The 13,688-nt window shown below is 63.9% G+C and carries 17 protein-coding genes; 16 read left to right on the plus strand and 1 reads right to left on the minus strand.

The genetic code is table 11. The annotated features are described in order from the left end of the window. Nucleotides 1-224 precede the first annotated feature (224 nt). From ACYVG8_RS16700 to ACYVG8_RS16775, 16 genes are all read left to right on the plus strand, one after another. Nucleotides 225-1,049 carry a flagellin N-terminal helical domain-containing protein gene (locus ACYVG8_RS16700; RefSeq protein ID WP_460746362.1) on the plus strand — a complete coding sequence of 275 codons (825 nt, stop codon included), beginning with the start codon at nt 225-227 and terminating at the stop codon, nt 1,047-1,049. Nucleotides 1,050-1,139: 90 nt separating this feature from the next. After that, nucleotides 1,140-1,553 carry a flagellar protein FlaG gene (locus ACYVG8_RS16705; RefSeq protein WP_281660096.1) on the plus strand — a complete coding sequence of 138 codons (414 nt, stop codon included), beginning with the start codon at nt 1,140-1,142 and terminating at the stop codon, nt 1,551-1,553. 120 nt (nt 1,554-1,673) lie between these two features. Next, nucleotides 1,674-3,002 carry a flagellar filament capping protein FliD gene (fliD, locus tag ACYVG8_RS16710; RefSeq protein ID WP_460746364.1) on the plus strand — a complete coding sequence of 443 codons (1,329 nt, stop codon included), beginning with the start codon at nt 1,674-1,676 and terminating at the stop codon, nt 3,000-3,002. Between the two features lie 75 nt (nt 3,003-3,077). Further along, nucleotides 3,078-3,521, plus strand: coding sequence for a flagellar export chaperone FliS (gene fliS, locus ACYVG8_RS16715; protein ID WP_146744992.1), 444 nt, complete (start codon nt 3,078-3,080; stop codon nt 3,519-3,521). After that, nucleotides 3,502-3,828 (plus strand): flagellar protein FliT, encoded by a 327-nt coding sequence (locus tag ACYVG8_RS16720; RefSeq protein WP_107888724.1) that lies wholly within the window; start codon nt 3,502-3,504, stop codon nt 3,826-3,828. Before fliS ends, ACYVG8_RS16720 begins: the two co-directional genes overlap by 20 nt. An 85-nt stretch (nt 3,829-3,913) precedes the next feature. Beyond that, nucleotides 3,914-4,297 (plus strand): DUF2802 domain-containing protein, encoded by a 384-nt coding sequence (locus ACYVG8_RS16725; RefSeq protein ID WP_158537374.1) that lies wholly within the window; start codon nt 3,914-3,916, stop codon nt 4,295-4,297. 177 nt (nt 4,298-4,474) lie between these two features. Beyond that, nucleotides 4,475-4,849 (plus strand): 30S ribosomal protein S6, encoded by a 375-nt coding sequence (gene rpsF / locus ACYVG8_RS16730; RefSeq protein WP_028497875.1) that lies wholly within the window; start codon nt 4,475-4,477, stop codon nt 4,847-4,849. Continuing rightward, nucleotides 4,850-5,149: a primosomal replication protein N gene (gene priB / locus ACYVG8_RS16735; RefSeq protein ID WP_107888722.1), complete on the plus strand. Its 300-nt coding sequence runs from the start codon at nt 4,850-4,852 to the stop codon at nt 5,147-5,149. A 2-nt stretch (nt 5,150-5,151) separates the two neighbouring features. After that, the gene (rpsR, locus tag ACYVG8_RS16740) at nt 5,152-5,379 is read left to right on the plus strand and encodes a 30S ribosomal protein S18 (RefSeq protein WP_028497873.1); all 228 of its coding nucleotides are present in this window, start codon (nt 5,152-5,154) and stop codon (nt 5,377-5,379) included. An 18-nt stretch (nt 5,380-5,397) separates the two neighbouring features. Next, on the plus strand, nt 5,398-5,850 hold the full coding sequence (gene rplI / locus ACYVG8_RS16745) for a 50S ribosomal protein L9 (protein WP_107888721.1): 453 nt from the start codon (nt 5,398-5,400) through the stop codon (nt 5,848-5,850). Between the two features lie 115 nt (nt 5,851-5,965). Next, the gene (mltG, locus tag ACYVG8_RS16750; protein ID WP_107888720.1) at nt 5,966-6,973 is read left to right on the plus strand and encodes an endolytic transglycosylase MltG; all 1,008 of its coding nucleotides are present in this window, start codon (nt 5,966-5,968) and stop codon (nt 6,971-6,973) included. A 36-nt stretch (nt 6,974-7,009) separates the two neighbouring features. Beyond that, nucleotides 7,010-7,633, plus strand: coding sequence for a dTMP kinase (gene tmk, locus ACYVG8_RS16755; protein WP_107888719.1), 624 nt, complete (start codon nt 7,010-7,012; stop codon nt 7,631-7,633). After that, nucleotides 7,633-8,616 carry a DNA polymerase III subunit delta' gene (holB, locus tag ACYVG8_RS16760; RefSeq protein WP_107888718.1) on the plus strand — a complete coding sequence of 328 codons (984 nt, stop codon included), beginning with the start codon at nt 7,633-7,635 and terminating at the stop codon, nt 8,614-8,616. The genes tmk and holB overlap by 1 nt, the downstream gene beginning before the upstream one ends. Nucleotides 8,617-8,666: 50 nt before the next feature. Then, nucleotides 8,667-9,443, plus strand: a complete 777-nt coding sequence (locus tag ACYVG8_RS16765) for a TatD family hydrolase (RefSeq protein ID WP_460746369.1) — start codon at nt 8,667-8,669, stop codon at nt 9,441-9,443. Beyond that, nucleotides 9,433-10,209 carry an MBL fold metallo-hydrolase gene (locus tag ACYVG8_RS16770; RefSeq protein WP_107888716.1) on the plus strand — a complete coding sequence of 259 codons (777 nt, stop codon included), beginning with the start codon at nt 9,433-9,435 and terminating at the stop codon, nt 10,207-10,209. Before ACYVG8_RS16765 ends, ACYVG8_RS16770 begins: the two co-directional genes overlap by 11 nt. Before the next feature lie 107 nt (nt 10,210-10,316). Next, nucleotides 10,317-11,627, plus strand: coding sequence for an Nramp family divalent metal transporter (locus tag ACYVG8_RS16775; protein ID WP_112691879.1), 1,311 nt, complete (start codon nt 10,317-10,319; stop codon nt 11,625-11,627). On the opposite strand, the gene recG is transcribed toward ACYVG8_RS16775, so the two are convergent. Continuing rightward, nucleotides 11,624-13,651 carry an ATP-dependent DNA helicase RecG gene (gene recG / locus ACYVG8_RS16780; RefSeq protein ID WP_107888714.1) on the minus strand — a complete coding sequence of 676 codons (2,028 nt, stop codon included), beginning with the start codon at nt 13,649-13,651 and terminating at the stop codon, nt 11,624-11,626. The genes ACYVG8_RS16775 and recG overlap by 4 nt on opposite strands. Between the last annotated feature and the right edge of the window lie 37 nt (nt 13,652-13,688).

Raw genomic sequence — 13,688 nt, forward strand, 5'->3', positions numbered from 1 at the left:
ATAGGTGGTTTCACCCGGAAGGCATTCTATGGCGGATTCGGCTGACAGTGCCGATCGAATGTTCCGTCACTCTATCGGCCTGTGGCAATCAAATTTGATGCCCAACTAGAAAATTTGCAAAACATCCCTAAAGCCAACGCAACTGGCTCCGATAAAGCATGTGACCCGGAAGGAAGTACCGGCACCCAACCCACCGAACAATCGTAGCCTGCTTGGAGATCATCATGGCACTGTATGTCAACACCAACATTTCTTCGCTGAATGCCCAACGCAACCTGACCACTTCGGGCAGCGCACTGGCTACCTCGCTGCAACGCCTGTCGTCGGGCCTGCGCGTCAACAGCGCCAAGGACGATGCCGCCGGTCTGGCCATCGCTTCGGGCATGGATTCGCAAGTTCGCGGTAGCAATCAGGCTATCCGTAACGCGAACGACGGCATCTCGCTGGCGCAAACTGCTGAAGGCGCGCTGTCGCAAATTCAGGAAAACACGCAGCGTATGCGCGAATTGACTGTACAAGCGTCGAACAGCACCGTGTCGACAACTAACCTGAAACAAATCAAGAAGGAAATGGATGCCCTGGGCGCGGAAAACAAGCGTCTGGTGTCCAGCACCAAGTTCAACGGCCAGACCTTGTTTAGCTCTGCTTCCGCCAAGAGCTTCAACTTCCAGGTTGGTGCCAACAGCTCGGCCAACGACCAGATCAAGGTGACCATCGCCAAACTGGCCTTCTCGCAAGCTGCTAGCGCTGCCACCCTTAGCAGCAACACCAACGCTCGCGCCCTGCTGACCAAGTTTGACAACGACCTGAAGACCCTGGCCAACGCCCGTGCCGACCTGGGTGCCACGCAAAACCGCTTCAGCGCCGTGGTCAGCAACCTGCAAAACTACGTTGAAAACATCTCGGCTTCGAAGAGCCGTATCGTTGACGCCGACTTCGCTTCGGAAACTGCTACGATGACTCGTAACCAGATCATCCAGCAAGCTGGTACCGCCATGCTGTCGCAAGCCAACCAGCTGCCGCAGACCGCGCTGTCCCTGCTGAAGTAATTTCGGTGACGGGGATCTGATCCCCGTAGCGTGAACGGGGCCCCGGCCAGCCAGTCTGTGTCCGGGGCCTATTGACGTCAGGAGAGATCCATGCAGATCAACCCCTCGGCAACACCCATACAGCCGGCTGTCGCGGATGCGCGACAACCGTCCACATTGCCGCAGTTTGCCGGCCATGCGCCCGCGACGCCCGTGCTGACCAGCACCGCCGTTGCGCCTGTTCATAGTGCCGAGAGTTTGCGCAATGACGCCGATGCCGCTCGCGCCAAGGACCAGCAGCAGTCTGATGCGCTGCAGAAGTCGGTCCAGCAGTTCAATCAGACCATGCAACTCATGCAGAGCGATCTCGAGTTCTCGGTCGATGAAGACACCAAGATGCGTCTGGTCAAGGTTGTCAATCGCGAAACCAATGAAGTGATTCGCCAGATACCCAATGAGCAGATCGTCCAGTTCGCCAAAGTGTTTGACGAACTGCGCGGGCTGCTGCTCTCGGACAAGGCTTGATCCGGGATATCATCATTCATCATGCAGGCGTGCCGGGTCCGATCGTATGTCGGGCTGTCCGGTCGGCGAGGTCCGGCCGGTTCATATCGCACGACATGCGGCTAGTCGAGAGGAAATAACGTGGCTTCCATTACCGCCGCCGGCGCGGGCTCCGGCCTGAATATCGAAAGCATCGTCAGTGGTCTGATGTCGGTTGAACGGCAACCGCTGACCAAACTGCAGACGCAGGCAAGCAAGTACAACACGCAGGTGTCGGATATTGGCAAGCTGACGTCCGCACTGTCCAGCCTGAAGACGGCTGCGCAGAAACTGTCCAGCTACGATTTTCTCGATGCAAACACGGCAACCAGCAGTGACCTGACCGCAATCACGGTCAAGGCCGATGGTACGGCGAGCAACGGCACCTATGCGATCCAGACGACGCAGATGGCCAGCGCGCAGGCCGACGTGTACGACTTGGGTGGGATGACCGACGGCAAGCTGACGTTCGGTACCGCAGGCACGGACCCGGCGACCATCACCGTCAATGGCAAGACCGTCAATCTCGGCACTGGCGAGGTCAAGCTGACCCCGGCCGAGCTGGCGGCGAAAATCAATGGCGCCGGTGTCGGCGCGACCGCAATGCCGATTACCGACAAGACCGGCCAGCAACGGCTGGTGATCAGCGGTCAGAAGACTGGCGCGATCGACGGTGTAATCGGGACGACCAGCTTTGCCTCGCTGACCGGCGGCAGTGCCGCATTGAACGCGGCTGACTCCAAGGCGCCGAAAAATGCCGAATTCACCATCAACGGCATCTCTGCCGTCAGTCAGAGCAACAGTGTTTCGGGCGTGATTGGCGGTCTGACCTTCACCCTGCAAAAAGAAGGCATTGGATCGGTGACGGTGGGGCGCGATGATGATGCGATCGCCAAGAAGGTCGACGATTTCGTTACCTCGTACAATGCCGTCGTCTCGCAACTGACATCGATGAAGAGCGGTTCGTTCGGCAACGACAGCCTGCTGCGCTCGGTCAAGGATCAGCTGTACGCCGCTGTGTCCGCGCCGACCGACAAGACCAATACCGCTCCGGGCCCGGCGGACTATTCGCCGCTGGCCAATTTTGGCATCAAGCTCGGTGTCGGCGGCAGCCTGGTATTCAACAAGAGCGACTTCACCAAGGCGCTGGGCAAGGATGCCGATGCGGTCAAGGCGGCATTCGCCAGCAATGCGGAAGGGGTGACCGGCACGGTCAACAACCTGACCGACCCGGACAAGGGGCTGGTGACCAACCGCAAGAGCACGCTCGACGCGAACGTGAAGGCGAACACCAGCAAGCAGGAACTGATGTCGGCGCAACTGGTGAAGACCGAGGCGCGGCTGCGCGCGCAGTACGGTGCACTGGATGCATCGCTGACCAAAATGCAGTCGTCTCTGGCCAACATGAAGAGCATGCTGGGCATTAGCTGATAGCATACGGTTTTTGATCTAGACGGCGACGTGCCGGCGGTTTCCGCCGGCATTGCCGTAGCGGAAGGAAGTAACGTGTCTGTGTCGAGAAACATGCAGCAGTTCGTCAAGGCGTATCAGTCCGACGCGCTGGAAGCGAAAGTGCTGGGCGCCAATCCGGCCGAGCTGGTCGAGCTGATGTACCGGGGGGCGATCGATTCCTTGCACGAGGCGGCACTGTCCATTGCCAGTGGGGATTTCTCCCGCAAGAGCCAGCAGCTGAACAAGGCGACCGACATCATCGGCAGCCTGAACATGGCGCTGAACCATCAGGCCGGCGGGCAGATTTCCAGCCAGCTGGCCTCGCTGTACGACTACTGGAAGCGGCGCTTGATGGATGCCGGTCTGAGCAACGATCAGGCCGCACTGACCGAAGTCATCAGCCAGCTGGACGAGATTCGCGGTGCCTGGGAAATCATCGGCCGTGACGTGCGCAGCAAGGGGAGCAACGGGGGGCGCAATGGCGGTATCGCCGTCTGAGCCGACGCTGGCTGCCCGACTCGATGCGTACTGCGGCCTGACCGCCGAGAGCCTGACGCTGGCCGATGCCGGTGACTGGGATGCGCTGATCGAGTGCATCGCCCGACGTGACCTGATCGAGCCGGAACTGGTTGCCGCCTGGCAGCTTGCCGCGCCGGTGCCGGAACCGCTGCGCCAGCAACTGAACGAGGCCTATCAGCAAAGCCAGCGTCTGGAAACGCTGATGCGGCTGCGACAGGTCGAAATCGATGGACTGGTGTCCAGCGGCCGTCAGCAGGTGCGCATCAACCGCGCCTATTTCAGCTGACCTGATCGCCCGTCGTGCCGGCATGGCGGGATGCACCGCCGCTGGCTAGACTGCAATGCGCAGGCATTGGGAAGAAGAGGGGATCATGGGAGCGTCACAGGTCACGCTGCCGACGTTGTGGCTGGCCCTGTCCAGCGTGACGCTGGTAGGCGTACTGGTCCTGGTTGCGCTGGTGCGCGACTGGCGCCGCCGGCTGCGCGATGCGCGCAACGAGCTTGCGCCACTGCGGGTGCAGCTGGCGGAGCTCGGGCTGCAGGTACGGCAGCTGTCCGCCGAATTGCAGGCGCTGCGGCGCGCGGCAGTCGAGAACAATATGGGCCGCGGCCGCTCCGGCGGCGGCTCGCCGTACAACCAGGCGATCGAGCTGGTGCGCCAGGGCGTGCTGGCGGCCGAGGTCGCCAGACGATGCGGGCTGACTCGTGCCGAAGCCGAGCTGATCGTGTCACTGTACCGGCGGGAAAACTCCTGACGGCAGCAATGCCAGCAGGGATGTCTCCCCGCTGAGGCCGGCCAGTGCCGGCCTTTCGCTTTTCTGCAGTGCAATCGGGTTTGTCAACACCCCCGGTTCTCCGTATAATCCTCCCCCTTTAAACCCTTGCCTTCCCGCGAGCGCATGGCGGAAGGCTGTCATCCAAAAGGAGTCAACATGCGTCATTACGAAATCGTATTCATCGTGCATCCTGATCAAAGCGAGCAGGTGCCGGCGATGATCGAACGCTACAAGGGCATGGTTCTGGGCCAGCAAGGTCTGATCCACCGCCTGGAAGACTGGGGCCGCCGTCAACTGGCTTACCCGATCCAGAAGATCCACAAGGCTCACTACGTTCTGATGAACATCGAGTGCGGCAAGGAAGCGCTGGAAGAAATCGAACACGCGTTCAAGTTCAACGACGCCGTGCTGCGTCACCTGACCGTCAAGATGGATGAAGCCGTGACCGAACCGTCGCCGATGATGAAGGAAGAGAAGGCCAAAAACCTGCTCGCCCCGCAATCGGACGCTGGTGAAGTCGCCGCTGCCTAATTGCGAAATCAGGTAAGGATTGAGGGCGTTGCGCGCCGGGTCGAACCAGTGCGCTACACCCCGGCCGGCATTCCGGTTCTGTCGTTCGAGCTCGAACACGAATCGAAACAGCAGGCCGGTGGTTTCGAACGCGCCGTGCGCTGTGTCATCAGTGCGCAGATGGTCGGAACCGAAGCCCCGCAAACGGCCCCGCAGCTCGAAGGTAACACCGTCTGCGTCGACGGTTTCCTCGCCGCGAAAAGCCTGCGCAATCCCCGCCTGGTCCTGCATGTGCAACACGTTGAATTGATAAAGGTTTAAACATGGCACGCCAACTGTTCAAGCGTCGCAAGTTCTGCCGCTTTACTGCCGAAGGCATCAAGGTCGTCGATTACAAGGCTGTTGATCTGCTGAAGGATTTCGTTGCCGAAAACGGCAAGATCATCCCGGCACGCATCACCGGTACCAAAGCCCGCTATCAGCGCCAACTGTCGACCGCCATCAAGCGCGCTCGCTTCCTGGCCCTGATGCCGTACACCGACCAGCATTAATTCGGGAGCCGCCAAATCATGCAAATCATTCTGCTGGAAAAAGTGGCCAACCTGGGTCAACTGGGTGACGTCGTCAAGGTCAAGGACGGCTACGCCCGCAACTTCCTGATCCCGCAAGGCAAAGCCAAGCGCGCGACGGAAGTCAACCTGAAGGAATTCGAAGTCCGCCGCGCCGAGCTGGAAGCGAAGCAGGCCGAGATCTTCGCCGACGCGCAAGTTCGCGCCGAGAAGCTGACGGGTGCCGTGATCGCCATCTCGCAGAAGGCCGGCGTTGACGGTCGTCTGTTCGGTTCCGTGACCAACGCCGACATCGCTGACGCGATCAAGGCCGGCCATGGCGTCGAAGTGGTCAAGGCTGAAGTGCGTCTGCCGAATGGCCCGCTGAAGGCCATCGGTGAATACAGCGTCGAAGTGGCGCTGCATCACGACGTGCTGGTCGAAGTCCAGATCGTGGTGAGCCCGGAAGCCTGATTCCGTTCGCTCTCTCCGAAGAAAAGCCGCCAGCAGGCGGCTTTTTGTCGTTTTCGCTACGCGGTGCACCCGGTGCGCCGTTATCATCTGACGATTTTTCCGCGCCTTCTCCCCCATGCCCAAGAAACCTTCCGCGTCCCGCCACCGCCTGCGTACGCTCGTGTTGCTGGCGCTCGTCGCCATTGCCGTGCTGGCCGGCCTGATCGTCGCACCGTACCGGCCGGCGCAGTTGCCGGTCACGGTCGAAGTTGCGCCGAACCAGTCGCTGTCCACCGTTGCGGCATCGCTGGACCGTGCCGGTGCGGTTCGCTCAGGTACGCTGTTCCTGCTGCTGGCCAAGGTCAGCGGTGCCGCCAGCGAAATCAAGGCTGGCGACTACCGGATGATCAAGCCGCTGTCGATGCTCGACTGGCTGGCCAAGCTGCGCAAGGGCGAGAAGAGCGAGTACGTGGTGACGATTCCCGAAGGCTTCACCTTCGGCCAGTTCCGCGCCATGCTGCAGCAGCACCCGGCCCTGCGTCATGACACCGCCGGCTGGTCGGAAAAACGCATCCTGCAGAAGCTGGGCGCGGACGGCAGCCACGCCGAAGGGCTGTTCTTCCCCGACACCTATTATTTCCTGAAGGGGGCCAGCGACCTGGACGTGCTGAAGCGCGCCCATGACAAGATGCAGTCCGAACTGGAACGCAGCTGGCAGATCCGTGCCGGCGACCTGCCATACCAGTCGCCGTACGAAATGCTGATCCTGGCCAGCCTGGTCGAGAAGGAAACCGGCCATGTCGAGGACCGGCCGCAGATCGCCGGCGTGTTCATCAACCGGCTGCGCATCGGCATGCGTCTGCAGACCGACCCGTCGGTCATGTACGGCGTCAGTCCGGACTTTCGCGGGCCGCTGAACCGGCGGCAACTGCGGGCCGACACCCCCTACAATACCTATACCCGCGCCGGCCTGCCGCCGACGCCGATCGCCCTGCCAGGCCGGGCGGCGCTGGAGGCCGCAGCCAATCCGGCCGCGACCAAGGCGCTGTACTTCGTCGCCCGTGGCGATGGCTCGTCGCATTTCTCCGAAACGCTGGACGAGCACAACAGCGCTGTGCATGAATACATTCTTGGCAAGAAATAGCATTGGGCGCGTGTCCGCGCCCGGAACGGAATCGCAGTGACTGGACAATTCCTGACGCTTGAAGGCATCGACGGTGCCGGCAAATCCACCCACGTCGACTTTATCCGCGACTGGCTGACCGCGCGCGGCATCGACGTCGTCGTCACCCGTGAGCCGGGAGGGACGCCGCTGGGCGAAGCCTTGCGCGCGCTGCTGCTGGACGTGAAGTCGGACATCTCGCTCGATACCGAGACACTGCTGATGTTTGCCGCCCGCCAGGCGCATGTCGACGCCGTGATCCGCCCGGCGCTGGCTGCCGGCCGCTGGGTGCTGTCCGACCGCTTTACCGATGCGACGTTCGCCTACCAGGGCGGCGGCCGGGGCGTCCCGTTCGAACGGATCGCCGAGCTGGAGCGCTGGGTGCTGCGTGACCTGCGAGTGGACCGGACCTTCCTGTTCGATATCCCGCCCGACGTCGCGCGGGCGCGGATGTCGACCACGAGAACACTGGACCGGTTCGAGCGCGAGCGCGAGGCATTCCACCAGCGGGTGCGCAATGCCTACCTGAGCCGGGCCGAGGCCGATATCGACCGGATACGCGTACTGGATGCCGAACTGCCGGTCGCGACGCTGCAGGCCGAACTGGCCCGCGACCTCGGCCGCCTGCTGGAGCGACGCTGATGCTGCTGCCGTGGCAACAAGCCGACTGGGCACGACTCGCCCAGCAGTTCGACCGCCTGCCCGGCGCCCTGCTGCTGACCGGCGCGCAGGGTATCGGCAAGGACCGTTTTGCCCGCTTTGTCGCCCAGTCGCTGCTGTGCGAGGCACCGGCGGCTGACCACGCCGCGTGCGGACAGTGCGAGGCCTGCCGCTGGTTCCTGGCCGGCAACCACCCGGATTACCGCCTGCTGGCACCGGACGACGAACGCGATGACGACAAGCCGGCACGCAAGCTGCTGCTGATCAAGGTCGAGGCCGTACGCGACATCATCGAGTTCGCGCAATTGTCGGCCCACCGTGGCGGCCGGCGCGTGGTGCTGGTCGAACCGGCCGAAACCCTGAACCTGGCCTCGGCCAACGCACTGCTGAAAATCCTCGAAGAACCGCCGGAAGGGGTGCACTTCGTGCTGGTGGCACACCGTCCGCGCCGACTGCTGCCGACCATCCTCAGCCGCTGCCGCGCCTTCCCGCTGACACCGCCGGCGGCCGACGTGGCGCTGGCATGGCTGGAAACGGCCGGTGTCGACAACCCGGAAATCGAGCTGGCCCGGGCCGGCGGCGCGCCGTTCGCGCTGACCGACGGAGCGCGGGTGCCGCTGCGGGAGAAATTTGCCGCCGTGCTGGCCCATCCCGACGCGCAGGCCATCCTGGCCCTGTCCGGCGAACTCGATCGTGCCAAACTGGCGCTGGCCGAGCCGCTGGACTGGCTGCGCAAATGGCTGCACGACCTGCTGGCCGCCGGCACCGCGTCGCCGGTCCGCTATTATCCGGATCATGCGGCGGCCATCGAGCGCCTGTCGCACCGTGCACCGGCCGTGCGCTTTGCCCGCTTCGACCACGAGATCGTGGCGCTGGCACCGTACGGGCAGCACACGCTGAATGTGCGCCTGCAGGTGGAAAAGCTGCTGTTCGACTACCAGCAGCTGTTTGCCGGCACGCGCTGAACCACCCTGAAACCGAACATCACGCGGCCACTGGCGCCGCGCAGGCCAACATGCTGATCGATTCGCACTGCCACATCAATTTTCCCGACCTCGCCAGCCGCATCGACGAGGTCAAGGCCAATATGCTCGCCAACGGCATCGACCGGGCGCTGGTGATTTCCGTCAATGTCCCCGACTACCCGGCGGTCAGGGCGCTGGCGCTGGAACATGACATGTTCTGGGCCACGGTCGGCGTCCACCCCGATGTCGAGGACGGGCCGGACATGGACGAGGACTTTCTGGTCGCCGAGGCCGCGCACCCGAAAATCATCGGTATCGGCGAGACCGGCCTCGACTACCATTGGTGCAAGGGCGATCTCGAATGGCAGCGTGAACGCTTCCGGCGACATATCCGTGCCGCCACCCGTGCCCGGGTGCCGCTGGTGATTCATACCCGCGAGTCGGCCGAGGATACCGTCCGCGTGATGCGCGAAGACCACGCCGACCAGCCGGGCGGCGTCATGCACTGCTTTACCGAAAGCTGGGAGATCGGCCGTCAGGCGCTGGACCTCGGCTTTTACCTGTCGTTCTCCGGCATCGTCACTTTCAAGAATGCGCAGCAGGTGAAGGACGTCGCGCAGAAATGCCCGCTCGACCGGCTGCTGGTGGAAACCGACTCGCCGTATCTGGCGCCGGTGCCGTATCGCGGCAAGCAGAACGAACCGGCCTATGTGCGCCACGTGGCCGAGCACATTGCCGAGCTGCGGGGCATGACGCTGGCAGCGCTGGCCGAGGCGACCACGGAGAACTTCTACCGCCTGTTTGCAAAGGCACGGCATGCACATTGATGTCACCGTTCTTGGCTGCGGATCGAGCTCGGGCACGCCGGCGATCGGCTGCCATTGCGCCACCTGCAGCTCGACAGACCCGCGCAATCACCGCACCCGCGCCAGCTCGCTGCTGCAGGTGGGCGGCAAGACGCTGCTGATCGATACCGGGCCGGACCTGCGCCAGCAGGCGCTGCGCGAAGGCATCAGCAATGTCGATGCCGTGCTGTACACCCACCCGCATGCCGACCACCTGAACGGCATCGACGATCTGCGCGCCTTCTGCTACGTCCGGCAGGGGCCGATCCCGCTGTACGGGAATGCGTTCATGATGCGCAATATCGAAGAGCGCTTCGGCTACTGCCTGCTGCCGCCGGGCGCGTTCTGGGACAAGCCGGTGCTGGTGCCGAATACGGTCGAGGCCGGCGTGCCGGTCGCGATTGCCGGCATCGAGGTCACGCCGGTACCACTGATTCATGGCCGCTGGCCGATCCTCGGCTGGCGCGTCGGCCGCTTCGCCTATCTGACCGATGTGTCGACTATTCCCGACGACAGCTACGGCCTGCTGGACGGACTGGACCTGCTGTTGCTGGACTGCCTGAAAATGGCGCCGTATCCGAGTCACTTCGGTTTCCACCAGGCGCTGGAAGCCGCCGCACGCATCGGCGCACGGCGTACGGTGCTGATCCACATGACGCACGAACTGGAATACCACGCAACCAATGCGCTGTGCCCGCCGGGGGTGGAACTTGCTTATGACGGGATGCGATTGCGGGCAGCGGCGTAGCCGTTAGCGATTGCGTCGCCCAATCGTCGGGATGACAAAATTCCATTGTAAACATCAAATGAGAATGATTATCATGAACTGATCGCCTTACTGTTGCAGGAGCCATCATGTCCAGCCTGTCCGCCGAAATGACCGCCGCCAAAATGGCGGATCCCCCGAAACCGGGCCGTCGTCCACGACGCTGGTTCGGCTTTGTCGGCGCCGGCTGCCTGGTTGCGGTGGGTTATACCGATCCGGGCAACTGGGCGACCGCCATCGCCGGCGGGGCGCGCTACGGCTATACGCTGCTCAGCGTGGTGCTGCTGTCGAGCGTGATGGCGCTGTTCCTGCAGTGGATTGCCGCCCGGGTCGGGCTGGTCAGCGGCCAGGATCTGGCCCAGCTGTGCCGTGCCCGCTACGGTCGGCGCACTTCGCTGGCGCTGTGGCTGCTGTGCGAGGTGGCGATCGTTGCGACCGACCTGGCCGAGATCATCGGCAGCGCGGTCGCACTGCAATTGCTGTTCGGCGTGTCGCTGCCGGTCGGGGTGCTGCTGGCCAGTGCACTGGCGTTCGCGATGCTCGCCATCCAGCTGATTGGCCAGCGCAGCCTGGAAAGCGTCGTCGCCGCGATGATCCTGTTCGCCGGCGGCTGCTTCATCGCCCAGCTGGCGATGGCCAATCCGGACTGGCATGCGGCGTCGCAGGGGCTGGTGCCGCGCAGTGAAATCATCGCCAATGCCGGCCTGCTGTGGATTGCCTGCGGCATCCTCGGCGCGACGGTGATGCCGCACAATCTGTATCTGCACTCGAACCTGCTGCGCACGCGCGGGCAGGCCATGGCCTCGCGTACGGTCGAGCACATGAAGCAGGCGCTGCGGGCCACGCACTGGGATACCTCGCTGTCGCTGGCTTTCGCGTTCTGCCTGAATGCGTCGCTGCTGATTCTTGCCGCCGCCGTCTTTCACCATCACGGCTATGCCGACGTCGAGTCGCTGGGCGACGCTCACCGGCTGCTGTCGCCCCTGCTCGGCAACCACTGGGCCGGCCTGCTGTTTGCCGGCGCGCTGCTTGCCTGCGGTCTGAGTTCGACCATTACCGCGACGCTGGCCGGGCAGGCGGTGATGGAAGGCTTCCTGAACCTGCGCATCAAGCCGTGGCAGCGGGCACTGCTGACCCGCAGCCTGGCCATCATCCCGGCAATGGCAGTGGCCATTCTCGGCGGCGACAGCGAGACGACGTCGCTGCTGGTACTGAGTCAGGTCATCCTCAGCCTGCAACTGCCGTTTGCCGTGATCCCGCTGGTCCGCTTTGCCTCCAGTGCCGGACTGATGGGGCAGTGGCGGCTGAGCGGGCCATTGCAGTGGCTGGCGTGGCTGATTGCCGGCGTGATCGTTACGCTGAACATGGTGCTGCTGTGGCAGGTATTCAGCGGCGCCTAGGCCTTGAGGAACTGCTCGCGCCCTGACAGCCAGCGCGCCAGGTGGCGCTCGGCGTATTCGGGGTAGTCCGACAGCAAGCGGGGCGCCCAGTCCTTGGCCGCTTCCAGCAGTGCATCGTCCTGCTCCGGATCGGCAAAGCGCAGCAGCGGCGCACCGGACTGGCGGGCGCCGAGAAACTCGCCGGGGCCGCGGATCAGCAGGTCCTGGCGGGAAATCTCGAAACCGTCGGTGTGCTGGTAGATCACTTTCAGCCGCGCCTTGGCCAGTTCGGACAACGGCTCCTCGAACAGCAGCACGCAGCGGCTGGCATGCGCGCCGCGGCCGACGCGGCCGCGCAACTGGTGCAACTGGGCCAGTCCCATGCGCTCGGCGTGTTCGATGACCATCAGCGTGGCATTGGGGACGTCGACACCCACCTCGATCACCGTGGTCGCCACCAGCAACTGGACCTCGTTGGCCTGGAAGGCCGCCATCATCGCGGCCTTGTCGTCCGCCTTCATCCGTCCGTGCACCAGGCCGACCCGCAGCTCGGGCAGGGTCTGCTGCAGGGCCTCGAAGGTCGCGACTGCATTCTGCAGTTCCAGCGTCTCCGATTCCTCGATCAGCGGGCAGACCCAGTACGCCTGTCGGCCCTGGGCGATCTCGGCGCGGATGGCGCCGACCACCTCGCCCCGGCGCGCGGTCGAAATCAGCTTGGTGGTGATCGGCGTACGGCCGGGCGGCAGTTCGTCGATGACCGACACGTCGAGGTCGGCGTAATAGCTCATGGCCAGCGTGCGCGGGATCGGCGTCGCCGACATGGTCAACTGGTGCGGTGCGGCGCCCTTGTCGGTCAGCGCCAGCCGCTGGCCGACGCCGAAACGATGCTGCTCGTCGATGATGGCCAGACCGAGGCGCTCGAAGGCGACATCGTCCTGGAACAGCGCATGGGTGCCGACCGCCAGCCGGGTGACGCCGGCGGCGATATCGGCGATGGCGGCCTGCTTGTGCGACTTTTTCAGACTGCCGGTCAGCCAGGTGACGTGTACGCCCAGCGGTTCCAGCCAGGCGGCCAGCTTCAGATGATGCTGCTCGGCCAGAATTTCGGTCGGTGCCATCAGGGCGGCCTGGTAACCGGCCTCGATCGCGGTCAGTGCCGCCAGTGCGGCGACCACGGTCTTGCCGCTGCCGACATCGCCCTGCAGCAGCCGGTGCATCGGATGGGATTCGGCCAGATCATGGCTGATCTCGGCCATGACCCGCGCCTGGGCCCGCGTCAGCGAGAACGGCAGCTGCGCCAGAAAGGCGCGGGTCAGCGTGCCGGTGCCGGTCAGTACCGGCGCGTTGTGCGCGCGGCGGGCGCGGTAGGCGAGCCGCATCGACAGCTGCTGGGCCAGCAGCTCGTCGAACTTGAGTCGCTGCCATGCCGGCAGGGCGCCGTCGGACAGCTGGGTGACCGACAGCGAGGGCGGCGGGCGGTGCAGGGTCATGATCGCGTCGCGAAACGGCAGCAGGTGCAGGCTGTCGCGCAGCGCGTCCGGCAGCGTGTCGGCCAGAATCAGGTCATCGAGCGACTGACTGACCAGCCGGCGCAGCATCGGCTGGGTAATGCCCTGCAGTGCCGGATAGACCGGGGTCAGGTGGTCGGCCAGCGGCGTGCCGTCGACCACTTCGCGCACCTTCGGGTGCACGAGCTCGTCGCCGTGAAAGCCGTGGCGGATTTCGCCAAGCGCGCGGATGCGTGCGCCCTTGCTCAGTTGCTTGATGTGGTTCGGATAGAAATGCAGGAAGCGCAACTGCAGCTGGCCGGTGTCGTCTTCCAGCGTGGCGATCAGTTGCTTGCGCGGTTTCCACTGTACCTGTGCATCGGTGATGGTGCCCTCGACCACGACCGGCGTGCCGGCGCGGGCATCGCGGATCTGCGTCAGGTGAGTTTCGTCCTCATAGCGCAGCGGCAGGTGCAGCACGAGGTCGAAGCGGCTGTGGATGCCAAGCTTGGCCAGCTTCTTCAGCGTGGTGGGGGGGGCGGAAATCGGGGCAGTCATGCTGCGATGGTAGCAAAACGCACTGCTGTCGTGACTG

The sequence above is a fragment of the Microvirgula curvata genome (genome assembly GCF_054781615.1).